We start from the raw sequence: 20,668 nt of genomic DNA, 5'->3' as shown, positions 1-20,668 counted from the left end.
TCAGGTGACCGCCCAGGCCGCCTCGATCATCCGGAAGATCTCCTCCACCGCGGCCTGCGGATCGGCCGACTCGCGGGCCAGCGAGTAGGCGTCGATCGTGAACCTGGCGATCGTGCGGCAGGCCGTCGCGGTCCGGGCCAGGCCGGGGGCCGCGGCCACGGCCGCCGCCAGCGATTCCGCGTGGCGCAGCCTCATCGACTCCTCGTACGCGCGCAGTGCGGGCGAGGAGTCGATCATGTGCCAGACCGGGGAGGCGCTGTCGGCCGTGCAGTGCCGCACCAGGGCGTGGATCTCCCGGCGCAGCGCGGGGACGAGGGGCTCCTCGGGCGTCCGGTCGGTGACCGCCCGGACAAGGCGCTGCTCGAAGTCCGCGTCCTGCTCGAACACCAGCGCCTCCTTCGAGGCGAAGTGGGAGAAGAGCGTGGTGACGGCCACGTCGGCCTCGGCGGCGACCTCGCGGATGCCCACCGCGTCGTATCCGCGCTCCAGGAAGAGCCGGAGGGCGGTGTCCGCGATCTTCTGGCGGGTCGCCGCCTTCTTGCGTTCGCGACGTCCGGGCGCTGTGGTCATGCGCTGAAGCTACCAGATACGAAACACTAACGGTTTCAAAAAGTTAGTCGTTAGTGTTACGTTCGGCCCATGAGAAAAGTGAGCTTCGCCGAGTTCGGCGGTCCGGAAGTACTCCGCCTCGTGGATGCCGAGGAGCCCCACGCGGGTCCCGGCCAGGTGCGTGTCGCCGTGCGCGCTGCAGGCGTGAACCCCGTCGACTGGAGGGTGCGGGAGGGGCAGATCCTGCAGGCCCATCCGATCGAGCTGCCCGCCGGAGTCGGGCTGGACGCTGCCGGAGTGGTGGACGAGGTCGGTGAGGGCGTCGAAGGGGTCGAGGTCGGCGACCCGGTGTTCGGCGAGGGGTCCAGCACCTACGCCGAGTTCGCCGTGCTGTCGGCCTGGGCGCCGATACCCGAGGGCCTGACCTTCGAGGAGGCGGCCGGATACCCCTCCGTGGTGGAGACCGCGCTGCGCATCGTCCGCGAAGTCGGTGTGCAACCCGGGCAGACCCTGCTGGTCAGCGGCGCCTCCGGGGGAGTCGGCTCGGCCGTGCTGCAGATCGCCCGCGACCGCGGCATCGCGGTGATCGGCACAGCCGGGGCGGCGAACCAGGACTATCTGCGCGGCCTGGGCGCCACCGCCACCACCTACGGCGCGGGCTGGGCGGAGCGGGTCAGGCAACTCGGCCGCATCGACGCGGCGCTCGACCTCGCCGGTGCGGGTGTCCTGGCCGAACTCGTCGAGCTGACCGGGGATCCGTGGAAGGTCGTCTCCATCGCCGACCTCGCCGCACCGGAGTTCGGCGTCCGGTTCTCCGGGACGGCCGGAAGTGTCCCGGCGGCGCTGGCCGAGGCCGGCCGCCTCATCGGGCGGGGGAAGCTCCACATCCCGGTCGAGAAGTCCTACCCGCTCGCCGAGGCCGCGGCGGCGCACATCGACAGCCAGGCCGGCCACACGCGCGGGCGCCGCGTCCTGGTCGTCTGAGCCGTCGTCGGCCCGGTCATGCCGCCCGGTTCGTGGCGTCCGCCGGCGGTTCCGGCGGCCATGCGCCCGGGTCGGCGTCGCCGGTGGCCGGTCCGCTCCGCTGCGGAGCCCGGGCCACCGGGGGAGGGCGGGGGCACCGGGCCCCCGCTGTCGGACGGGTTCACGCGTGGCTGCGTGGTGCTCCCGTCCGGCGGCGGCCCGGTGCCGTCACTTCCCGGCGCCGACAGGGCCGACCGTGACCCCGGAGTCGGTGCTGTCGGAGACCGGCAGGTTGATGCTGACCGGCAGGGTCTGCGAGCTGGTCTCGTTCGGCGGAGTGACCACGAGGCTGGTGACGTTCAGACCGCTGCCACCGGAGTCGTTCGGCGGGTAGTGCAGTGTGAAACGTGTCGACTCACCGGGGCCGACGCGGACCGTCGGGGCGGCGAGGCCGTTCCGGGCGGCGTTCATGGAGCCCGCAGCGCTCTGGAGGTCGACCCCGGGGAACCCGTGCATCGTGCAGGCCGTGGCGGTGGTGTTCTCGAGGTTCACCAGGAGGCTCCCCTGGGCCATGCCGGGCGAGGTGCTGAAGGCGAGTCCGGAGGTCTTGCAGGCGCCGACCTCGGGCGCCCCGCCACCGGAACCGCCCTGCCCTCCGGAGGAGTCCGCTCCCTCGCTCTTCCCCGAGGAACCGGACTTCTTCTTTCCGGAGTCGTCGCTGCCACCGTCCCGGGCGCGGGACGAGGACGAGGGGGAGGCGCCGCTCTCCTTCCGCGAGCTGTCCTCGGACGAGTCGCCGGGCACGGGGGCCGCTTCGCCGGCCACCTTCTCGGGCGCGTCAGACGCCTGTTCGCCGCATCCGGTCAGCAGCGTCGCCGCGAGCCCCACCGCAAGCCCCGCCGCGAGCCGCGTGCTCCCGGTGCCACGCCACCTCCCGGACCTGCCCCCCGCGGCCCTTCGGGCCGCCCGCACCGCATGCTGCTCTCGTTCTCTCATCGCCGCCACGCCCTGATCATCCCATCGTGTGTCCATGCCGGGTGCGGGGGAGTCGCTGCCCGGACCGCCCCGTGCCGTACGAGTTCGATGACGGAGGCCGGGGAAAAGTTCACAACAGGGCTTGTGCGGCGGTCCGTTCCTGCGCGGACGGACCCGGTATCGTCCCGCGCAATCCGCAATCCGCAATCCGCAATCCGCAATCCGCAATCCGCAATCCGCAATCCGCAATCCGCAATCCGCAATCCGCAATCCGCAATCCGCAACTCCCGGCGGTGCGCGATCCGTTCCCGGAGCAAGCGTCCGCGGACAGCACGGTCACCGTTCCACCGCGCCCCCTTCGCGGGACCGGGGTACCGGCCGACCGGCCGGCCGCGGTCGGGCCTCCCGGGATCAGGCGCTGCGGGCGCAGGACGTGAGGCGATCGGCGAGCGCCGTGACGAGGTCGCGCAGCTCCGCGGGGCGCTCGATGACGAACGGCCGGTCCAGCGAGGCGAGGACGGCGGGCAACCAGTCGAGATCCGCCACCCGCAGCTCGGCCCGCAACCACCGCTCGGCCGGAGCGTCCGTGTCCTTCGCGGGCGCGGGCTCCGTCAGGCGCGCGACCGAGGCGGGCAGACCTGCGCGGATCTGCTCCACGGTCCCATGGATCCGCAGGGCCACCTCGTACCGGTACTCGGCCGTTGCGAAGCCGTCCAGTACGCGCTGCGCCGGGTCGGTTCCGGCCGGGATCCCGAACGTGCCGGGCAGGGACCGGGCGCTCTCGATGCGGTCGAGGCGGAGGGTCCGGTCCTCTTCGATCCCCGGATCCCGGCCCGTGACGTACCACCGGCCCACGTGGGCGACGATGCCGTAGGGGTGCAGGGTGCGTTCGCTGCGCCGGCCGTGGCGGTCGCGGTATCCGATCGAGAGCGGCCGGCGGTGGCGTACCGCGTCGGCGACGGTCAGCAGGACCTCGGCGTCCGGGGTGGTGAACTCGCCGGGTGCGGAGGTGAAGGCGAGGGACTCAAGGACCGTGTCGAGTCTGCGGGCCACATGCCTGGGCAGCACCCTGCGGACCTTGGCCGCCGCGGTCTCGCCGGCCGTACCCGCAGCCGTCGTCAGTCCCGCACGGGACCCGGCGACCAGGCCGAGCAGCACGGCGAGGGCCTCGTCGTCGCTGAGCATCAGCGGAGGCAACCGGTGCCCCGGGGCGAGCCGGTATCCGCCGTAGCGGCCCCGCACCGTCTCCACGGGCACGTCCAGGTCGATCAGCTGGCCCACGTACCGTCGCACGGTCCGGCCGTCGACGCCGAGCCGGTCGGCGAGTTCGGCCGCCGGCCGGATGCCGCCCGACTGCAGAAGTTCCAGGAGGGTCAGCACGCGCCCGGTGGGTCGAGACATGGCGGCAGCCTAGCGCGCATACCGGACCGATTCCGTCCGCTATCTGTCCTAGCGTGTGCAGCGAAGCCGCTTCACCGGCACTTCACCGACTAGGGAGAACACCGTGGACTTCGTTTCGATCCGCATCATCACCGGCGACATCGCACGCCTCGTCGCCTTCTACGAGAGGGCCACCGGGGTGTCGGCGGCCTGGGCGACCGAGGACTTCGCCGAACTCGTCACCCCCAGGGCCACCCTCGCGATCGGCAGTACCCGTACCGTCCCGATGTTCGCACCGGACTCCGCTCAGCCCGCGGCGAACCGCAGCGTGATCATCGAGTTCCTCGTCGAGGACGTGGACCGGGTGCACAGCAACCTGACCGGCCTCGTGGAGGAGTTCGTCGCCGGGCCCACCACCATGCCCTGGGGCAATCGGGCGCTGCTCTTCCGCGACCCCGACGGCAACCTCGTCAACTTCTTCACGCCGGTCAGGCCGGCCGCCGTGGCGAAGTTCGCCCGCTGACTCGGAGCCCGGCCCCGCGCCGCCGGCCTGCGCACGCCGCGGGTCGGCGGCGCTGCGCACGCCGCGGGTATCCGTGGGCACTGTCGGGTGCCACTCCCGCACGGGCCCCCGTGCAGGGTCGTGCGGGTCCGCTCTGTCGCCGCTGCGCGGGGTGAGGGGCGCCCCGGATGCGGGGAGGCGCGGCGGGACGCCCCTCAGGCGGGCGGTCACCAGGAGGACTTGGTGACTCCCGGAAGTTCGCCCGCGTGCGCCATCGCGCGCATGCGGACGCGAGAGAGTCCGAAGGTCCGCAGATGGCCGCGCGGGCGGCCGTCGACGCTGTCCCGGTTGCGTACCCGCGTCGCACTGGCGTCCCGCGGCTGCCGCCGCAGTTCCCGGAGCGCGGCCTCGCACTCGGCGGGCGTGGCGGCCGGGTCGCGGAGGATCTCCTTCAGCCCGGCCCGGCGCCGTGCGTACCGCGCGACGACCGCCTTGCGCTTCTCATTCTTCGCGATCTTGCTCTGCTTGGCCATCAGACCTTCCCCCCTCGTGCGCGGATCCGCGCGACGGCGGCCTCGATGCCGATGGCGTCGACCGTCCGGATCCCCTTCGTGCTCAGCGTGAGCCGTACGTGACGGTTCTCACCGGCGAGCCAGTAGCGCTTGCGCTGGATGTTGGGGTCGAAGCGCCGGTTGGTGCGCCGATGCGAGTGGGAGACGGACGTGCCGAACACCGGCTGTGCGCCGGTCAACTGGCAGTGGGCGGACACGGGAGACCTTTCTCTCGGTGAAGCCAACTTGGTAATGGTAACCATTTCCATATACTGCTCGCATGGCACGTGACGAACTCCGCCCGATCATCAAGCTCACCTCCACCGCCGGAACCGGCTACACCTACGTGACCCGCAAGAACCGCCGGAACAACCCCGGCCGCCTGACGCTGCGCAAGTACGACCCCGTCGCCCGCCGGCACGCCGACTTCCGCGAAGCCCGCTGACCCCTCACGCACACCTGGCACCCGACCCAGAAGAAGGACACCGCTGTGAAGCCCGGAATCCACCCCGCCTACCGGCCCGTCGTCTTCCGCGACAAGAGCGCCGGCTTCGCCTTCCTCACCCGCTCCACCATGACCGGTGACGCGACCGTCGCATGGGAGGACGGCAACACCTACCCCGTCGTCGACGTCGAGATCTCCTCCGCGAGCCACCCCTTCCACACCGGCACCGCACGCGTCCTGGACACCGCGGGACGGGTCGAGCGGTTCGAACGCCGCTACGGCCGCCGGGGAGCCCGCTGATGGCCGCCGACCGTACCCTCCCCGTCGTCCTGGTCGGCGGACTGCACGCCGAAGCCCGCACCGAGGTCGTGCGGCGGCTGCTCGGCTCGATGCCCGGCAGCGTCGCTCTGCACCACGACCTCGCCGCCGGGCCGCAGGGCACGGTGCTGCGCACGGTGCGCGACCGCGACGGTCTGCACAGCGCCTCCGAGGCCCCACTGGTGAACGACTGCGCGTGCTGCGCACTGCGCGAGGACCTGATCCCGGAACTGACCCGGCTGGCCGACGACGGCACCACCCGCTGCGCCGTCGTCGAGCTGTGGGACTCGGTGGAACCCCGGGCCATGGCAGAGGTCGTCGCCGCGCACACCCACGGCGTGCTGGAACTCACCGGCGTCATCACGGCCGTCGACCCGGCACTCGTGCTGCCCTTCCTCGCCAACGGCGACGACCTCGCCGAGGCCGGTCTCGCCGCGGCACCGTCGGACCGGCGCACCGTCGCCGACACCTGGGCCAGGCAGCTCGAATACGCCGCCGTGCTGGCCCTCGTGGAGGAGGAGGACAGGCCCGCCGACGAGGAGGACCGGGCAGTGCTGGCCCAACTGCATCCCACGGCACGCCAGGTGGACGCCGCCTCGGGTGAACTGGTGGCGGCAGCCCTGACGGGCTTCGACGTCGAGGCCGCCGCGGCCGCGCAGCACCCCGCGTGCGCGCTGCTGCCGCAGGCGGCCGACGAGGCGGGCGTCGCCACCTGCGTATGGCACCGGGACCGCCCCTTCCACCCCGAACGGCTCTACCGGGCACTGGAGGAACTCACCTGCGCCGCCGCGCGCAGCCGCGGCCGCTTCTGGCTCGCCGACCGGCCCGACACTCTCCTCTCCTGGGACGCGGCGGGCGGGGCGCTGTGCGTCGAGGAGGTCGGCCCCTGGCTGGCCGCCCTCCCCGACGCCGCCTGGGAGATGGTGCCCCCGGTGCGCCGCGCCGCCGCCGCCCTGGACTGGCACCCCGACCACGGCGACCGCTGCCAGCACCTCGTCTTCACCGCTCCCGGCCTGGACCGGGACGGATTGGCCCAGGTCCTGGAGTCCTGCCTGCTGACCGACGCGGAGTTCGCCGCGGGGCGCGAGGCGTGGAAGCACCTGCCGCCCGCCTTCGACGCCCTCCTCGACCCCGCTTCCTGACGGCAGCAGGCACTCCCCCTCCCAAGCGAAGGAACCCCCATGGCTCAGCGCCCCGGCGCCCGCAAGGCCCGTACCCCCCGACCGAACCCGCTGGAGACGGCGGGCCTCACCCGCATCGACCACAAGGACACCGATCTGCTGCGGCAGTTCCTCTCCGACCGCGGCAAGATCCGCTCCCGCCGCGTCACCCGCCTCACCGCCCAGCAGCAGCGGCAGATGGCGCGTGCGGTCGGGAACGCCCGCGAGATGGCGCTCCTCCCGTACCCGACACGCTGACGGGCCACCCCCGACACGCCGGTGGGGACTCCCGGGGCCGACGGGACCACCCGAGGCGAAGCCGGCCGCGCGCGTTCCCGGCCGTGCCAGCAGCCCGGTGCACCGGGACACCCGTCACCGCGGCTCCCGGCCCAGGCGGTGGCCCCGCGGCCCGGGGCACCCCCGGACCGCGGGCGCCGCCGCCCAGCTGCTGTCGAGGCGCGGCCGCCGCGGCGGCGGTCGTGGCCCCGTCCGACAGCTCACCCCCTGCTACGTTTGTGATGTGATCATTGCTGACACCGAGAGCGCGCGGCGCGATGCCGAACTGGTCCTCGACTTCTTCTCGACCGTGCTCTCGGGCGACCGCGACATCTCCGCCGTCCGGCGGTTCCTGGCACCGGACTTCGTCGACCACGACCCCGAGGGCGACCCCGGCAGGACGGGAGTCGCCGCGAAGCTGACCGCGCTGTGGAACGCCCGGCCCGCCGCGGCCTTCCGCCCGCACCAGGCGATCGCGGCCGGCGGCTACGTCGCGGTGCGGTCCACGCTCGAAGGCGGCGAGCGCCCGGTGCCGTTCGCCGACACCTACCGCGTCGCGGACGGCCGGATCACCGAGCACTGGCACGTGGTCGGCGCCTGACGCGCCGAGCCCCCGGTTCCCGAGCCGCGGGGGAGGACAGCCGGGCCCGCGGAGTGCCGCCCCTCCCGGCCCGCCGCGCGCGGGTCGGCCCTCACACCCTGAAGACGGTGCCGAAAAACTCCTTCAGCAGCCTCTCCTTGAGCGGCGCGGGCAGCGCGTCCAGGAGCATCAGGACGGGTGCCGTCCTGGCCGGAAGCCGCCCCTCGCCGTCCAGCCCGGCATAGGCGAGCACGGACTCGACCTCCTGCGGCCCGAGCAGGTCCGGATCCAGCCCGGCGGCGAGCTCGGCGAGCCCCGGGTCGACCGCGGCGCGCGGCAGCTCCCGGGCTGTGCGAAGCGCGACGGCCAGATCCCCCAGCAGGCCCTCCACCCGGTCGACGGTGGCCGGGGTCAGGGTGAGGTGCAGGTTGGGCGGCATGCCCGCGTAGGAGAGCTGCGGTTGCAGATACCAGCCGGCAGCGCGCATCTCGTCGGCCGCCTGCAGCACGAGGCCCGGATCCGGCTCGGCGCCGCTCGCCCCGCCGAGCACGGTGAACGCCACCACCCCGGCGACCGGTTCGCCCAGCACGCGTACCCCGTCGATCCCGCGCAGCCCCGCCAGCAGCCGTTCCGAGGCGTCCGCGACCCGGGCCGCCAGCGCGGTGTACCCCCTCTCGCCCACGTGCTGGAGCACCGCCCACGCCTGGGCCAGCAGACCGGCGGACTTCGTGCCCTGCGCGGTCGGGTTCACCACCGGGTACCCCGGCCAGGCCGCGTGCGCGAAGTACTGATGGCGGCGCAGCTCCGCATCCGCGTAGAGGACGACGGAGGCCCCCTTGTCGGTGTACGCGTACTTGTGCAGGTCGACGGAGAGCGAGGTGACGCCGGGAACCGTGAGGTCGAACGCGGGCACCTGGTGCCCGGTGCCGCGCAGCCACGGCAGCAGCCATCCGCCGAGGCAGGCGTCGACATGGCACAGCACGCCGCGTGCGGCGGCCGACGCGGCGATCTCGGCCACCGGATCCAGCACCCCGTGCGCGTACGACGGCGCGGAGGCCACCACCAGCGCCGTGCGGTCGGTGAGCGCGGCGGACATCGCGCCCGCGTCCGCGCGGAAGGTGGCCGGGTCGACCGGAACCGTGACCGCCTCCAGCCCCAGATAGTGCGCGGCCTTGTGGAACGCGGCGTGCGCGGTGGCGGGCAGGACCAGTTGGGGCGCGGTGATCCCGCGCACCGCACGGGCGTGGTCCCTGGCCGTCTTCACGGCGAGCAGGATGCTCTCGGTACCGCCGCTGGTGAACGTCCCCTGGGTGCCCGGTGCGCCCAGCAGCGCCGCGGCCGCGCGGACCACGTCGTTCTCCAGCCGCGCCACACTGGGGAAGACGGTCGGGTCGAGCCCGTTGACGGTCGCGAACTCCTTGTAGGCGGCGGCCGCGAGCCCGTCCACTTCAGCGCGCCCCGCGTCGTAGACGTAGGCGAAGGTGCGTCCGCCGCGGGTGGGCGCGTCGGTCTCGCGCAGCGTCCGCAGCTCGGCGAGCACCTGCTGCGCGGACCGGCCGTCGGACGGCAGGCGGGTGGGGTCAGTCGGCACGGCCGGGCTCCTTCTGCGCGGATGCGGATGCGGATGCGGACGGGGCGGGTCCGGGCGCCGCGGTGGACGGCGGCTGCGCCGCCGCGTCGTCCTCCCGGTAGCGGTGCAGCAGCACCAGACTCGCCGCGGCGGACACGGCGGGCAGCACACTCATGCCCAGCGTGATGGCCGTCAGCGCGGCGGCGGGCTGGGTGACGAACCGGTCGGCGTCCGAGGAGCGGAATCCGGTGACCGCCAGCAGCAGCGCGAACACCCCCGCTCCCAGGGCGAACGCCAGGGTCTCGGCTGCCGTCCAGAGCCCGGTGAAGGTCGCGGCCCGCCGTCTGCCGGTGCGCACGGCATCGGCGGCGAGCGTCTGCGCGAGCATCGTCAACGGCAGCAGTTGCAGGCCCCCGTAGGCGATGCCCACCACCGCCGCGGCCCCGTGGCCGAACGCCGTACCGGCCACCGGGGTGAGGCCCAGCAGCAGCGCCCCGGTGAGGAAGAGCAGCGAGGCGCACCACTGGGCTCGCTTCACCCCCCACCGGTCAGCAAGCCGGTTCCACAGCGGCATCACCAGGACCAGCGGACCGATCAGGCAGCCGAACAGCGAGGTGACCGCCGCGGCCGAGCCGATCGTGTAGGTGGCGAAGTACTGGACTCCGGCGAGCAGCACCCCGACGGCCAGCGCCTGCAGCGTCCACATGCCCGCCAGGAAGCCGAAGGGCCGGTGCGAGCGTGCCGCGGCCAACTGGGCGCGCAGCGAGGGCTCGGCCCGGCTGCGGGCCACCGCCGGAGCCCGGGCGGTGCAGAACCAGGCGCCGAACATACCGAGCGCCAGCAGCGCCGCCACGACCGCGCCCATCGTCCGGTAGCTGCCGGGGCCGCCTCCGCCGCGGTGCGCGAGCGCCGGAGCCAGCGCCCCCGACAGCAGGATCGCCGCGCCGAGGAAGCCCACCCGCCAGCCCAGCACCCGCCCGCGTTCGGCCGGGTCCTCGGTCATCTCGGCCGGCATCGTCACATACGGCACCTGGAAGACCGCGTAGGCGGTGGCGGCCAGCAGGAACAGCAGCGCCACGTACCCCGCGGCCGCCGCTCCGCGCAGCGGCGGCGCGGCGAAGAGCAGCGCGAAGGCGGGCGGCAGCGTACAGGCGCCGATGAGCAGGAAGGGACGGCGCGGCCCGCCGCGCAGCGTGCTGCGGTCCGAGGCGGCGCCCACGACCGGATTGACCAGGACGTCCCAGGCCTTGGGCAGAAAGACCGCGGCACCTGCCACGGCGGCCGGAACGGCGAGCACATTGGTGAGGTAGTACAGCAGGATCAGCCCCGGCACGGTGGCGAAGGTGCCCGTGCACAGCGACCCCAGGCCGTACCCGACGCGCACCCGGCGCGGCAGGGGCAAAGCCGCCGCGCCGCCCGCCCCCGTGACTGCCATGGCGCCGATCATGGGGGAGCGGCCGAGGCCCCGACAAGAGGCGTGCAGCACGCTGTCCGGTCACCGCGGAAGGCGCCCGCGGCGCTTCGCGGACGCGGCCGACGTGACACCAGCGGGACACAGGGGCACTGGTGGACGGAGCGCGGTGTTAGGAATGAGTCATGAAGCTGCCTCTCCGCCGCCCCGGGAACCGGCCGGCGCGGCCCACCCGCTCCGCGGACAAGGGCCGCTCGCTGCTCCGCCTGCGCAGCGCGGCCGGTCAGGTGTTCGTGCTGCAGGTCGTCCTGGTGCTGCTGCTGGTCGCGGCGGCGGTGGCGGCCCAGGTCGTGCAGGCCCAGCGGGACGCCACGAGCCGGGCCCGCGAGAAGTCGGTCGCGGTGGCCCAGGCGTTCGCGCACGCCCCGGGGGTGGCGGAGGCGATGCAGGGCCCGCATCCGGCCAGGGAGCTCCAGCCGCGCACCGAGGCGGCCCGCAAGGACGCCGGTGTCGACTTCATCGTGCTCATGAGCCGGAAGGGGATCCGCTACACCCAGCCCAATCCGTCGCTGATCGGGAAGAAATTCGTCGGCACGATCGAACCCTCGCTCCGCGGCCGCACCACGGTGGAGCGGGTCACCGGCCCCCTCACCGGCGGGGACACCAACGTCGTGCAAGCCGTCGTGCCCGTCCGGGACTCCGACGGCACCATCGTCGGCCTGTCGTCGGCCGGGCTGGCGGTGCGCAACGTCGCGGGCATGACGGACCAGCAACTGCCGATCATCCTCGGCGCCGGCGGCGTCGCCCTCGTGGCCGTCATCGGCGGGACGGCCCTGGTCTCCAGGAGACTGCTGCGCCAGACGCACGGCCTCGGGCCCGCGGAGATGACCCGGATGTACGAGCACCACGACGCCGTTCTGCACGCGGTGCGGGAGGGCGTGCTCATCCTCGACGCCGACGGGCGCCTCATGCTGGCCAACGACGAGGCCCGCCGCCTGCTGGACCTGCCCCCCGGCACCGAGCGGCGGCACGTGGGCGAACTGGACCTGGCCGAGGGCATCGCACGGCTGCTGGTGTCGGGTGAGCCCGTCACCGACGAGGTGCTGCTGTCCGGGGACCGGCTGCTGGCGGTGAACATACGTCCCACGTCCCGGCACGGGGGAGCACTCGGCAGTGTGGTGACGCTGCGTGACACCACCGAGCTGTCGGCCGTGTCGGGCCGTGCCCAGGTGGCGCGGGAACGGCTGAAGCTGCTGTACGAGTCGGGGGTGCGGATCGGCACCACGCTGGATGTGGCCCGCACGGCGCGGGAGCTGGCCCAGGTGGCGGTGCCCGGGTTCGCCGACCTGGCAGCCGTCGACCTGCTGGATGAGGTGGTGCGCGGCCAGGAACCGGCCCCGCAGGCGCAGCGCCGGGTGCGCCGGGTGGCGGTCGGCGAACGGCCCGAGGGACTCCCGCTGTACGAGGTCGGGGAGGCCATCGTCTTCCGGCCCGGTTCGCCGCAGGCCCGCGCGCTCGACGCGGAGCAGGCGGTGCTGGAGGCGGATCTGCACCACGCGGAGGAGTGGCTGCGGCACGATCCGGAGCGCGCGCGGCGGACGCTGGAGTTCGGCGTGCACTCGCTGATCACCGTCCCGCTGCGGGCCAGGGGAGTGATTCTGGGCATCGCGCACTTCTGGCGCAGTGGCGACTCGCCGGCCTTCGACGAGGACGATGTCTCCTTCTCCGAGGAGCTGGCGACCCGGGCCGCCGTGGCCATCGACAACGCGCGCCGCTACACCCGTGAGCACGCGATGGCCGTGACCCTGCAGCGCAGCCTGCTGCCGCGCGGACTGCCCAAGCAGGCGGCCCTGGAGGCGGCCTGGCGCTATGTGCCCGCGGAGGCGGGCGTGGGCGGCGACTGGTTCGACGTCATCCCCCTCTCCGGTACCCGGGTCGCACTGGTCGTCGGCGACGTGGTGGGGCACGGACTGCACGCGGCCGCGACGATGGGGCGGTTGCGCACCGCCGTGCACAACTTCTCCACCCTCGACCTTCCCCCCGACGAACTGCTCGCCCACCTGGACGAACTGGTGGCCCGCATCGACGACGAGGAGAGCGACGCCGACCCCAGTGGGCGGCAGTTCGAGGGGGTGGCCGGAGCGACCTGCCTGTACGCCGTGTACGACCCGGTGACGGGCTCCTGCACCCTCGCCCGCGCCGGACACCACTGCCCCGCGGTGGTGTACCCGGACGGCACGGTCGGCTACGCGGACGTGCCCGCCTCCCCGCCGCTCGGTCTGGGCGGCCACCCCTTCGAGACCACGGAACTGCACCTGCCCGAGGGCGCCCAGCTCGTCCTGTACACCGACGGCCTGGTCGAGAGCCGGGACCGGGACATCGACACCGGTCTGGAGATCCTCCGCTCCGTGCTGGAGGAAACCGCGGGCGCCGGCCCGGACGAGACGGCCCGCGCGGTGGCCGGTTCCGTGATGCCGGCCCACCCGTCCGACGACGTCGCGCTGCTGGTGGCCCGCATCCGCAGGCTCGCCCCGGACCAGGTCGCCAAGTGGCAGGTCGATCCCGACCCGGCGGCCGTCGCCCCGGTACGCGCCGAGTGCGCGGCGCGGCTGCGCGAGTGGGGCCTGGAGGAGATCGGGCACACGACCGAACTGATCCTCAGCGAACTGATCACCAACGCCATCCGCTACGGGAAGGAGCCGATCCAGGTCCGCCTCCTGCACGACGAGGACAGCCTCATCTGCGAGGTCTCCGACGGCAGCGGGACCTCCCCGCACCTGCGCCGTGCCTCGACCACCGACGAGGGCGGCCGCGGTCTCTTCCTCGTCGCCCAGTTCGCCCAGCGCTGGGGCACCCGCTACATCCCCGGCGGCAAGGTCATCTGGACCGAGCAGCAGCTGCGCGGCGGCGGCTCCACGCGCCTCGCCGAGCAACTGCCGGCCGACGCGCTGCTCGACCAGTTCGACGACGGGGGCTGGTGACGCGCCGGCTTCGGCTTCCCGCTGTAGAACGACGGTTCGGCCGCCGGCGCGGCGCGCCCGCCGGCCCGTGGGGGAGTGGGGCCGTGACCGGCCGTCGGCGCCGCCGCACGCGCCGTCAGGCCGCGGCGGTGCCGGTTCCGGCCGCGGCGAGGGCGGCGTCCGTGTCGGCGGTCGCCAGGTCGGCGTTGATCCGGGCGCCTGCCAGCGCGCCCGCTGCGGCGGAGGCACCCACCTGGGCGGTCGGATCGGCGGCGTTGCCCGCCACCCACACCCCCGGCACTCCGGTGGCTCCGGCCGCGTCCGTGGTGAACCGGCGGCCCATCTCCTCGGGCAGGTCCTCCATCGGCAGGCCCAGACCGGCCAGGCCCTCGGCGCGGGCCCGCATCGAGGTCGCGACCGCGAGCACCCGGCGGGCCTCCACCTGGCCGTCCGTCAGCCGCACCCCGGCGATGCCGCCGTCGCTGTCCTGCACGACCTGCTCGACCGGGGTGTCGACGACACGGATGCCGCGTGCGTCGAACCGCGCGCGGGTGTCCGCGTCCAGCCCGGTGCCACGGGTGAAGTAGACCAGATCCTCGGTCAACTGGCGGAAGAGCAGCGCGTGGTGGAGGGAGGCCGGACCGGCGGCGAGGACCCCGACCGGTTCGTCGCGCACCTCCCAGCCGTGGCAGTACGGGCAGTGCACCACGCTCCGTCCCCAGTGCTCCGCGAGCCCGGGGACGTCGGGCAGCACGTCCCGCAGCCCGGTGGCCACCAGCAGCCGGCGCGCCGTCAGCGTGCGGCCGTCGGCCAGGGTGACGGTGAAGCGCGGGTCGCCCGAACCGGCCGGTTCGGCCGGTTCGGCGGAGAGCACCTCGCCGGGAACGAGCACGCCACCGTAGCGGCGCACCTCCTCCCGGCCCCGCGCGTAGAGCTCGGCGGGCGGTACGCCGTCCAGGCCCAGCAGGCCGTGCACCCCCTCGGCCGGCGTGTTGCGGGGCGTGCCGCTGTCCACCACGACGACCGAGCGGCGGGAGCGGGCGAGCATCAGGGCGCCGTTGAGGCCCGCGGCGCCGCCGCCGATCACCACCGTGTCGACGGTCTCCCTCGAGAGCGGGCCGGTCCCGGCAGTCGTTCCAGGCATCGCGCGTGCCCTCCTTCCGATACGGGGCCCGGCCGCTCCGGGCCCGCTGTACACGACGCTACTCAGCTGTTGCACTCTTGGCATACGATGTTGCCTATGACGCAAATTGATGGCGAGCTGGACAGCCTGGTACGCAAACGCATCAGGGCGATGCGGGTGGCGCAGGGCTGGTCCCTGGAAGAACTGGCCACCCGAGCCCGGCTGAGCCAGTCCACGCTCAGCCGCATCGAGAACGGCCGTCGCCGGCTGGCGCTGGACACCCTCGTCACCCTCGCCCGCGCCCTGGACACCACTTTGGACCAGCTGGTGGAGACCGCCTCGGACGACGTCGTCACCAGCCCGATTGTCGACAGCGCGCACGGGATGCTGCAGTGGCCGCTCAAGAGTGACCCGGGCGTGACCGTCGTGCGCCAGCGCATGACCGACCCGCCGCCCGACAACCCCGCACGGATGCGCGCGCACCCCGGCCGTGAATGGCTGGTCGTCCTCTCCGGCACCGCGGTCCTGCTGCTGGGAAACCGCCGCCTGCGGGTCGAGACCAACCAGGCCGCGGAGTTCCCCACGATGCTGCCGCACGCCATCGGTGCCGACGGCGGCCCCTGCGAGATCCTCGGAATCTTCGACCGGGACGCCCGCCGGGGCCACCAGCGGGACAGGGGCGAGCGCGACGCATAGCACTGGCGGGCGCCGCCGCCTCGCAGGGGGCCTTGCGCGTCCGGCAGCCCACGGGGCCGTCGTCTTGCGCATTCGGAAAGGGGGCGTGCCGCACTCGCAAGGCCGCCTTAGCGTGGCGCCATGCCGCACATCCACTCCTCCCCGCCCCGTCGGGGCGCCCCCGACCCCCACCAGCCCCAGGACCACGACCAGGCCGAGCTCCTCGACCTGGACGCGGAGGTCCTCGCCGAACACCTCGCGACCATCACCGCATGGCTGCCCGTCGAAGCGCCCCCGCGCCGGATCGCGGACCTCGGCTGCGGCACGGGAGCCGGCACCTTCGCCCTCCTCGACCGCTTCCCCGACGCCCACGTCACGGCCGTCGACTCCTCCTCCGAGCACCTGCGACGCCTCCGGGAGAAGGCCCGCGCCCAGGGCGTGCCGGAGCGCGTGCACCCGGTGCGCGCCGACCTGGACGATGCCGACTGGCCCGATCTGGGCACCCCGGACCTGGTGTGGGCCTCCGCCTCGATGCACCACATGGCACACCCCGAGCGCGCACTGCGCCGGATCCACGACGCCCTGCCGCCCGGCGGGCTGTTCGCCGTGGTCGAGCCGGCGGGCTTCCCCCGCTTCCTGCCGCCCGACGCGCCCGAGGACCGGCCCGGCCTCGAAGAGCGCTGCCACGCGGCGAACGACCGGTACCACGCCGCGCACATGCCACACCGCGGCGCCGACTGGGGGCCGAAGCTGACCGCCGCCGGATTCGCCCTCGACGGGCAGCGCACCCTCGAGGTGAACGTCGTCGGCTCCCGCGACGAGGCCGTTGCCGCCTATGCGCTGAGCAGCCTGCGACGCATGCGCGGCAGCCTCGCCGGCGCGCTCCCCGCCGAGGACCTCGCCGCACTCGACCGGCTGCTGGACACCGGTGGCCCGCACAGCATCACGCGCCGCCGCGACCTCGCGGTGCGCACCGTACGCACCGTCTGGGCAGCGCGGCGCGGCGACTGAACCGACACGCCGGGCCGCGCCGTCCGACCCCGGCGGTCTCCCACCGTTCCTCCGTCTGCCGCCGAGTACGCCGGGGTGCCGCCCGTCCCGGCCGTGCGAGCGCTCAGCTCCCCGCGGCCGGGCCGGGTGCCGAGGGCGCGGCGGGCTCGGACCTGATGGGCCTCATGTTCACGAGCACCGCGGCGAGCACCGCGCCGAGCAGCATCACGCCCACCGCCACCCAGGTCGCGGTGGTGAAGCCGTGCACCACGCCCTCCCGGACCACCGTCCGGCGCATCCGCGGATCGTGCAGATGGTCACGGACGTAGTGGTTGGTGACGCTGGTCGCCACGGTGTTGAGCAGCGCGGTGCCGATGGACCCGCCCACCTGCTGCGCGGTGTTCACGGTGGCCGAGGTGACCCCGGAGTCGTAGGCGGCCACACCTTGCGTCGCCGTGGAGATGACCGGCATGAACGTGCAGCCCAGACCCAGGCCCAGGAGCAGTTCGGCGGGGAGCAGATGGCTCACGTACGAGGAGTCGGTGTCCAGTTGGGTCAGCACCGCCATGCCGGCCGCCGCCAGCAGCATGCCCGGCGCCATCAGCAGCCGCGGCGGGACCAGCGGCAGCAGCCGGGCCGAGATCTGGGTGGAGCCGAGGATGATCGCGCCGCTGATCGGCAGGTAGGCCAGCCCGGTGCGCAGCGGCGAGTAGCCGAGGATGCCCTGCATGTAGTAGGTCAGGAACAGGAACACCCCGAACATCCCCAGGGTGGCCATGCCCATGGTGAGGAAGCTGCCCGCACGGTTGCGGTCCTTGACGATGTGCAGCGGCAGCAGCGGAGTGCGCGCCCGGCCCTGCCACAGTACGAAGGCGGCCAGCAGCAGCGCGCTGCCGCACAGCAGCCCCAGCACCATCGCGCTGCCCCAGCCGCGGGGTTCGGCCTCGCTGACTCCGTAGACGAGTGCGAGCAGGCCCCCGCAGCCCAGCACCGCACCGGGAAGGTCGAGCCGGGCCTCCGCGTGCCCGGGGCGGTCGTGCAGCAGCGTCAGCGCGCCCAGCACCGCGGCCCCGGCGAACAGGATGTTCACGTACAGGCACCAGCGCCAGTCCAGATACTCGGTGAGCACTCCCCCCATCAGCAGCCCGATGGCGGCCCCGGCGCCGGCGATGGCGCCGTACACGCCGAACGCCCGGCTCCGCTCCCCGGGGTCGGTGAACGTCGTCGACAGCAGCGAGAGCGCGGAGGGGGCCAGCAGCGCGGCGAAGACGCCCTGCAGCGCGCGGGCGCCGAAGAGCATTCCGGAGCTGCCCGCGGCGCCGCCGAGTCCGGACGCGACGGCGAAGCCGATCAGCCCGATGACGAAGGTGCGCTTGCGCCCCACCAGGTCGGCCACCCGCCCGCCGAGCAGGAGCAGCCCGCCGAAGGCCAGCGTGTAGGCCGTGATGACCCACTGGCGGTTGTTGTCCGACATGTGCAGCTCGCGCTGCGCGGAGGGCAGCGCGACGTTCACGATCGTCGCGTCGAGCACGACCATGAGCTGGGCGATCCCGATGACGATCAGGGCCCACCACCGGTGCGGATCCACCGGGTCGGGTGCCCGGTCTCCACTCGCCTGCACCCGCGCATCGGACATAAGCCTCAGACAACCATTCGGCGGTGCGTTCCGCATCCGCAGAAGGGGCCGGGCGACGGCGCACGGCCTTCGGCGGGTCCACTGCCGACGTACCGGGCCCCGGTCTCACGCCCGGTCGGCGCCGGGGGTCGCGGTGCCCGGCGCCCGCCGCTCCCGTGCCCGGGCGAGCCGGTGGCGGAGCGCGGCCAGGACGACAAGGGCCGGCGGCAGGGTCAGCGCCCCGGTCAGCAGCAGTGCGGCGGCGATGGGGGCGAGGATCCCGACGCAGTAGGCGGTGTAGGTGTTGTCCGTACCCCATGCCAGGAAGAGGGAGGAAGCCCCCGAGCGCAGCGGCCGGGCGGCGGCGTGCAGCAGGAAGTACGCGCCGACGGTGAGCGCTCCCAGGGGCAGTGCGGCGGCCAGGGTGCGCAGCCAGGCGGTGGCCCCGCCCCACACCAGCGACCAGGACCGGCGCAGCGAGCCCAGCGGGCCCAGGTGCTCCGCGGCCGCGGCCGCCGGAGCCAGGGCCCAGCCGAGCCGGAGTACCAGCGTGATCGTCAGGCCCAGCAGGGGTGCGCCGTCATGCAGCAGCGCGAACCGGGTGGGGTATTCCCACTTGGGGACGAGCGCCGTGTACTCCCTGAACAGGGTGGTGGTGAAGTACTCGGACACCAGGATTCCGGTCACCAGCGGTGCCCACACGCCCGCGGCGCGCAGCAGATACGACCCCAGCACCGCGCCGAACCGTCCGCGCTCCCGCCCGCCGGCCGGGTGCGCGAAGACGTCCGTGGCGGGGGAGCCGGTGCGTCCGCAGGCGCCTTCCGGGCGGTGGTTGTCCTCCCGGTCGGCCACCGCCCGAGAGGCGGCGGTCTGCAGGGCCGCGCAGCCCAGGTGCAGCAGCAGCACCAGGAGCGGCAGTCCGGCCAGGGCGATCAGCCACAGATCCTGGACCAGGAGTCCGGACGGAGCGTAGGAGTCCTCCATGCGGTGGGCTGCGATCGCCCCCCGGCGCATCTCGGTGAACGCGGGCCAGGCGATCAGGAAGCCGAGGGCCGTCACCAGCAGACCGCCCAGCGCGGCTCCTCCGGCCGCCCGCGCCGCCAGGCCGAACAGCCGGCGTCCGTCGCGGCGCAGGACGGCGGACGCCGTCCGCAGCACGCCGCGTCGCGGAGCGTGTCCCGCGCCGTCCCCTCGCCTCTGGCCACGGCTCGCCGTCTGTCCTTCGTCCGCTGTCCCGTTCCTCACGTCCACCGTCACTTCGCCTGCTCTGTCCGCATCCGCTGCCCGAGGGCCGGGATCAGCGCCTGGTGTGTTCGATGCAGGTGAGCGGCGAACGGTTCTCCGGGCGGGAGGGGGAATCGGTCCGCACTCCGAGGGTTGCGGCCCAGACCTATTGACGAATGGTCTGGACCGCAGAACTCTTTGGGGAACCCCACACCAGGCGGAGGGAACACGCCATGCACCCAGCACCCGCCCGAAGACGACGCCCCCGGTACCTGCTCGGTATCGGCGTGGTGCTCGCCTGTGTCGTCCAGCTCCTCACCGCCGCGGCCCCGCACGCGGCCGAACGCCCGCACCCCGCGACACCGGACGGCCGGGCCGCCGAGACCTGCCCGGTGCAGGGCAAGCCGTCCGGAAAGGTCCTCCAGGGCTACTGGGAGAACTGGGACGGCGCCGCCAACGGCGTCCATCCGCCCTTCGGCTGGACTCCCGTCACCGACCCCCGGATCCGCTCCCACGGCTACAACGTCCTCAACGCGGCCTTCCCCGTCATCCGTTCGGACGGCACCGTGCTGTGGGAGGACGGCATGGACTCCACCGTCAAGGTCGCCACCCCGGCCGAGATGTGCCGGGCCAAGGAGCAGGGCCAGACGCTGCTGATGTCCGTCGGCGGCGCCACGGCGGGCATCGACCTCAGCTCGCGCGCCGTCGCCGACCGGTTCGTCGAGACCATCGTGCCGATCCTGAAGGAGTACAACTTCGACGGCATCGACATCGACATCGAAACCGGTCTCACCGGCAGCGGCGACATCAACCGGCTCTCGACCTCGCAGGCCAACCTCGTCCACATCATCGACGGCGTCCTGGCCCGGATGCCGGCGCAGTTCGGCCTGACGATGGCGCCCGAGACGGCGTATGTCACCGGCGGCAGCGTGGTCTACGGCTCGATCTGGGGCGCCTACCTCCCGATCGTCAAGAAGTACGCCGACAACGGCCGGCTGTGGTGGCTGAACATGCAGTACTACAACGGCAGCATGTACGGCTGCAGCGGCGACTCCTACTCCGCGGGTACCGTCCAGGGCTTCACAGCGCAGACCGACTGCCTCGACAAGGGTCTGGTGATCCAGGGCACCACGATCCGCGTGCCCCACGACAAGCAGGTCCCCGGCCTCCCAGCGCAGCCGGGCGCGGGCGGCGGCCACATGTCGCCCTCCCAGGTCGCCCAGGCGTGGAACCACTACGACGGCCGGCTCAAGGGGCTGATGACCTGGTCCCTGAACTGGGACGGTTCGAAGAACTGGACCTTCGGCGACAACGTCAAGGCGCTCCAGGGCCGTTGACGGGTGACCGGGGCTCCGGCGGCTTCGGCGGACCCGGGCCGTCGGAGGGCGGCCCCGGTCCGGC

General features: G+C 73.6%; 21 protein-coding genes. 11 read left to right on the top strand and 10 right to left on the bottom strand.

Translation table 11 applies throughout. The features are described 5' to 3' along the window. Positions 1 to 570 (bottom strand): helix-turn-helix domain-containing protein, encoded by a 570-nt coding sequence (locus ACFYNS_RS00555; RefSeq protein WP_360301546.1) that lies wholly within the window; start codon positions 568 to 570, stop codon positions 1 to 3. Between the two features lie 69 nt (positions 571 to 639). Between ACFYNS_RS00555 and ACFYNS_RS00550 the strand changes: the two genes are divergently transcribed. Beyond that, positions 640 to 1,533 (top strand): NADP-dependent oxidoreductase, encoded by an 894-nt coding sequence (locus ACFYNS_RS00550; RefSeq protein WP_360301549.1) that lies wholly within the window; start codon positions 640 to 642, stop codon positions 1,531 to 1,533. A gap of 207 nt (positions 1,534 to 1,740) precedes the next feature. Here ACFYNS_RS00550 and ACFYNS_RS00545 read toward each other — a convergent pair whose 3' ends face one another. Together ACFYNS_RS00545 and ACFYNS_RS00540 are read right to left on the bottom strand one after the other, a co-directional pair. Next, the gene (locus ACFYNS_RS00545; RefSeq protein WP_388599806.1) at positions 1,741 to 2,400 is read right to left on the bottom strand and encodes a DUF4232 domain-containing protein; all 660 of its coding nucleotides are present in this window, start codon (positions 2,398 to 2,400) and stop codon (positions 1,741 to 1,743) included. Positions 2,401 to 2,898: 498 nt separating this feature from the next. Next, positions 2,899 to 3,888, bottom strand: coding sequence for a helix-turn-helix transcriptional regulator (locus ACFYNS_RS00540; RefSeq protein ID WP_388599802.1), 990 nt, complete (start codon positions 3,886 to 3,888; stop codon positions 2,899 to 2,901). 103 nt (positions 3,889 to 3,991) lie between these two features. Here ACFYNS_RS00540 and ACFYNS_RS00535 point away from each other — a divergent pair, with 103 nt between their 5' ends. Further along, the gene (locus ACFYNS_RS00535) at positions 3,992 to 4,390 is read left to right on the top strand and encodes a VOC family protein (protein WP_388599799.1); all 399 of its coding nucleotides are present in this window, start codon (positions 3,992 to 3,994) and stop codon (positions 4,388 to 4,390) included. A gap of 206 nt (positions 4,391 to 4,596) precedes the next feature. On the opposite strand, the gene rpsN is transcribed toward ACFYNS_RS00535, so the two are convergent. Both rpsN and rpmB read right to left on the bottom strand, forming a co-directional pair. Continuing rightward, a complete protein-coding gene (gene rpsN / locus ACFYNS_RS00530) occupies positions 4,597 to 4,902 on the bottom strand; it encodes a 30S ribosomal protein S14 (protein WP_360301560.1) in 306 nt (101 codons plus the stop codon). Continuing rightward, on the bottom strand, positions 4,902 to 5,138 hold the full coding sequence (gene rpmB, locus ACFYNS_RS00525) for a 50S ribosomal protein L28 (protein WP_360301563.1): 237 nt from the start codon (positions 5,136 to 5,138) through the stop codon (positions 4,902 to 4,904). The genes rpsN and rpmB overlap by 1 nt, the downstream gene beginning before the upstream one ends. A gap of 62 nt (positions 5,139 to 5,200) precedes the next feature. Between rpmB and rpmG the strand changes: the two genes are divergently transcribed. The 5 genes from rpmG to ACFYNS_RS00500 all read left to right on the top strand — a co-directional run bounded on the left by rpmG (position 5,201) and on the right by ACFYNS_RS00500 (position 7,720). Then, positions 5,201 to 5,365, top strand: a complete 165-nt coding sequence (rpmG, locus tag ACFYNS_RS00520) for a 50S ribosomal protein L33 (protein ID WP_360301566.1) — start codon at positions 5,201 to 5,203, stop codon at positions 5,363 to 5,365. Between the two features lie 45 nt (positions 5,366 to 5,410). Beyond that, complete coding sequence (locus tag ACFYNS_RS00515; RefSeq protein WP_360301569.1) at positions 5,411 to 5,665, top strand: type B 50S ribosomal protein L31; 255 nt, start codon at positions 5,411 to 5,413, stop codon at positions 5,663 to 5,665. Continuing rightward, entirely contained in the window at positions 5,665 to 6,825 is a 1,161-nt protein-coding gene (locus ACFYNS_RS00510) for a GTP-binding protein (protein ID WP_360301572.1), read from the top strand. Before ACFYNS_RS00515 ends, ACFYNS_RS00510 begins: the two co-directional genes overlap by 1 nt. A gap of 39 nt (positions 6,826 to 6,864) precedes the next feature. After that, positions 6,865 to 7,101: a 30S ribosomal protein S18 gene (gene rpsR, locus ACFYNS_RS00505; protein ID WP_360301575.1), complete on the top strand. Its 237-nt coding sequence runs from the start codon at positions 6,865 to 6,867 to the stop codon at positions 7,099 to 7,101. A 262-nt stretch (positions 7,102 to 7,363) separates the two neighbouring features. Next, the gene (locus tag ACFYNS_RS00500; RefSeq protein ID WP_074999421.1) at positions 7,364 to 7,720 is read left to right on the top strand and encodes a nuclear transport factor 2 family protein; all 357 of its coding nucleotides are present in this window, start codon (positions 7,364 to 7,366) and stop codon (positions 7,718 to 7,720) included. Between the two features lie 91 nt (positions 7,721 to 7,811). On the opposite strand, the gene ACFYNS_RS00495 is transcribed toward ACFYNS_RS00500, so the two are convergent. Both ACFYNS_RS00495 and ACFYNS_RS00490 read right to left on the bottom strand, forming a co-directional pair. After that, entirely contained in the window at positions 7,812 to 9,290 is a 1,479-nt protein-coding gene (locus tag ACFYNS_RS00495) for an aminotransferase class V-fold PLP-dependent enzyme (RefSeq protein WP_360302871.1), read from the bottom strand. Continuing rightward, the gene (locus ACFYNS_RS00490; RefSeq protein WP_360302868.1) at positions 9,280 to 10,704 is read right to left on the bottom strand and encodes an MFS transporter; all 1,425 of its coding nucleotides are present in this window, start codon (positions 10,702 to 10,704) and stop codon (positions 9,280 to 9,282) included. The genes ACFYNS_RS00495 and ACFYNS_RS00490 overlap by 11 nt, the downstream gene beginning before the upstream one ends. Before the next feature lie 161 nt (positions 10,705 to 10,865). Between ACFYNS_RS00490 and ACFYNS_RS00485 the strand changes: the two genes are divergently transcribed. Next, positions 10,866 to 13,661: a SpoIIE family protein phosphatase gene (locus tag ACFYNS_RS00485; RefSeq protein WP_360302865.1), complete on the top strand. Its 2,796-nt coding sequence runs from the start codon at positions 10,866 to 10,868 to the stop codon at positions 13,659 to 13,661. A gap of 115 nt (positions 13,662 to 13,776) precedes the next feature. On the opposite strand, the gene ACFYNS_RS00480 is transcribed toward ACFYNS_RS00485, so the two are convergent. Then, complete coding sequence (locus ACFYNS_RS00480; RefSeq protein ID WP_388599792.1) at positions 13,777 to 14,784, bottom strand: NAD(P)/FAD-dependent oxidoreductase; 1,008 nt, start codon at positions 14,782 to 14,784, stop codon at positions 13,777 to 13,779. An 87-nt stretch (positions 14,785 to 14,871) separates the two neighbouring features. On the opposite strand from ACFYNS_RS00480, the gene ACFYNS_RS00475 reads away from it, so the two are divergent. Both ACFYNS_RS00475 and ACFYNS_RS00470 read left to right on the top strand, forming a co-directional pair. Continuing rightward, positions 14,872 to 15,459, top strand: coding sequence for an XRE family transcriptional regulator (locus ACFYNS_RS00475; RefSeq protein ID WP_360302554.1), 588 nt, complete (start codon positions 14,872 to 14,874; stop codon positions 15,457 to 15,459). A 120-nt stretch (positions 15,460 to 15,579) separates the two neighbouring features. Beyond that, on the top strand, positions 15,580 to 16,449 hold the full coding sequence (locus tag ACFYNS_RS00470; protein ID WP_388599789.1) for a class I SAM-dependent methyltransferase: 870 nt from the start codon (positions 15,580 to 15,582) through the stop codon (positions 16,447 to 16,449). Positions 16,450 to 16,552: 103 nt separating this feature from the next. Here the strand turns inward: ACFYNS_RS00470 and ACFYNS_RS00465 are convergent, their stop codons facing one another. Together ACFYNS_RS00465 and ACFYNS_RS00460 are read right to left on the bottom strand one after the other, a co-directional pair. Next, positions 16,553 to 18,064: a DHA2 family efflux MFS transporter permease subunit gene (locus tag ACFYNS_RS00465; RefSeq protein ID WP_388599786.1), complete on the bottom strand. Its 1,512-nt coding sequence runs from the start codon at positions 18,062 to 18,064 to the stop codon at positions 16,553 to 16,555. Positions 18,065 to 18,169: 105 nt separating this feature from the next. Further along, positions 18,170 to 19,201, bottom strand: coding sequence for a hypothetical protein (locus tag ACFYNS_RS00460; protein WP_388599783.1), 1,032 nt, complete (start codon positions 19,199 to 19,201; stop codon positions 18,170 to 18,172). A 299-nt stretch (positions 19,202 to 19,500) separates the two neighbouring features. Here ACFYNS_RS00460 and ACFYNS_RS00455 point away from each other — a divergent pair, with 299 nt between their 5' ends. Continuing rightward, positions 19,501 to 20,604, top strand: coding sequence for a chitinase (locus ACFYNS_RS00455; RefSeq protein WP_388599780.1), 1,104 nt, complete (start codon positions 19,501 to 19,503; stop codon positions 20,602 to 20,604). Positions 20,605 to 20,668: the final 64 nt, after the last annotated feature.

This window comes from Streptomyces sp. NPDC006925 (genome assembly GCF_042869575.1).
Taxonomy (GTDB): Bacteria; Actinomycetota; Actinomycetes; order Streptomycetales; family Streptomycetaceae; genus Streptomyces.
The sequence above is the reverse complement of the archived record's forward strand: the minus strand, read 5'-3'. Positions and strand labels throughout refer to the sequence as shown.

Bases quoted from the DNA above. Each gene is read 5' to 3' on its own strand.
- rpmG (WP_360301566.1), top strand. From the start codon at position 5,201: ATGGCACGTGACGAACTCCGCCCGATCATCAAGCTCACCTCCACCGCC.
- ACFYNS_RS00465 (WP_388599786.1), bottom strand. From the start codon at position 18,064: ATGTCCGATGCGCGGGTGCAGGCGAGTGGAGACCGGGCACCCGACCCG.
- rpsN (WP_360301560.1), bottom strand. From the start codon at position 4,902: ATGGCCAAGCAGAGCAAGATCGCGAAGAATGAGAAGCGCAAGGCGGTC.
- ACFYNS_RS00555 (WP_360301546.1), bottom strand. From the start codon at position 570: ATGACCACAGCGCCCGGACGTCGCGAACGCAAGAAGGCGGCGACCCGC.
- ACFYNS_RS00510 (WP_360301572.1), top strand. From the start codon at position 5,665: ATGGCCGCCGACCGTACCCTCCCCGTCGTCCTGGTCGGCGGACTGCAC.
- ACFYNS_RS00540 (WP_388599802.1), bottom strand. From the start codon at position 3,888: ATGTCTCGACCCACCGGGCGCGTGCTGACCCTCCTGGAACTTCTGCAG.
- ACFYNS_RS00490 (WP_360302868.1), bottom strand. From the start codon at position 10,704: ATGGCAGTCACGGGGGCGGGCGGCGCGGCGGCTTTGCCCCTGCCGCGC.
- ACFYNS_RS00470 (WP_388599789.1), top strand. From the start codon at position 15,580: ATGCCGCACATCCACTCCTCCCCGCCCCGTCGGGGCGCCCCCGACCCC.
- ACFYNS_RS00475 (WP_360302554.1), top strand. From the start codon at position 14,872: ATGTTGCCTATGACGCAAATTGATGGCGAGCTGGACAGCCTGGTACGC.
- ACFYNS_RS00550 (WP_360301549.1), top strand. From the start codon at position 640: ATGAGAAAAGTGAGCTTCGCCGAGTTCGGCGGTCCGGAAGTACTCCGC.
- ACFYNS_RS00480 (WP_388599792.1), bottom strand. From the start codon at position 14,784: ATGCCTGGAACGACTGCCGGGACCGGCCCGCTCTCGAGGGAGACCGTC.
- rpsR (WP_360301575.1), top strand. From the start codon at position 6,865: ATGGCTCAGCGCCCCGGCGCCCGCAAGGCCCGTACCCCCCGACCGAAC.
- ACFYNS_RS00485 (WP_360302865.1), top strand. From the start codon at position 10,866: ATGAAGCTGCCTCTCCGCCGCCCCGGGAACCGGCCGGCGCGGCCCACC.
- ACFYNS_RS00455 (WP_388599780.1), top strand. From the start codon at position 19,501: ATGCACCCAGCACCCGCCCGAAGACGACGCCCCCGGTACCTGCTCGGT.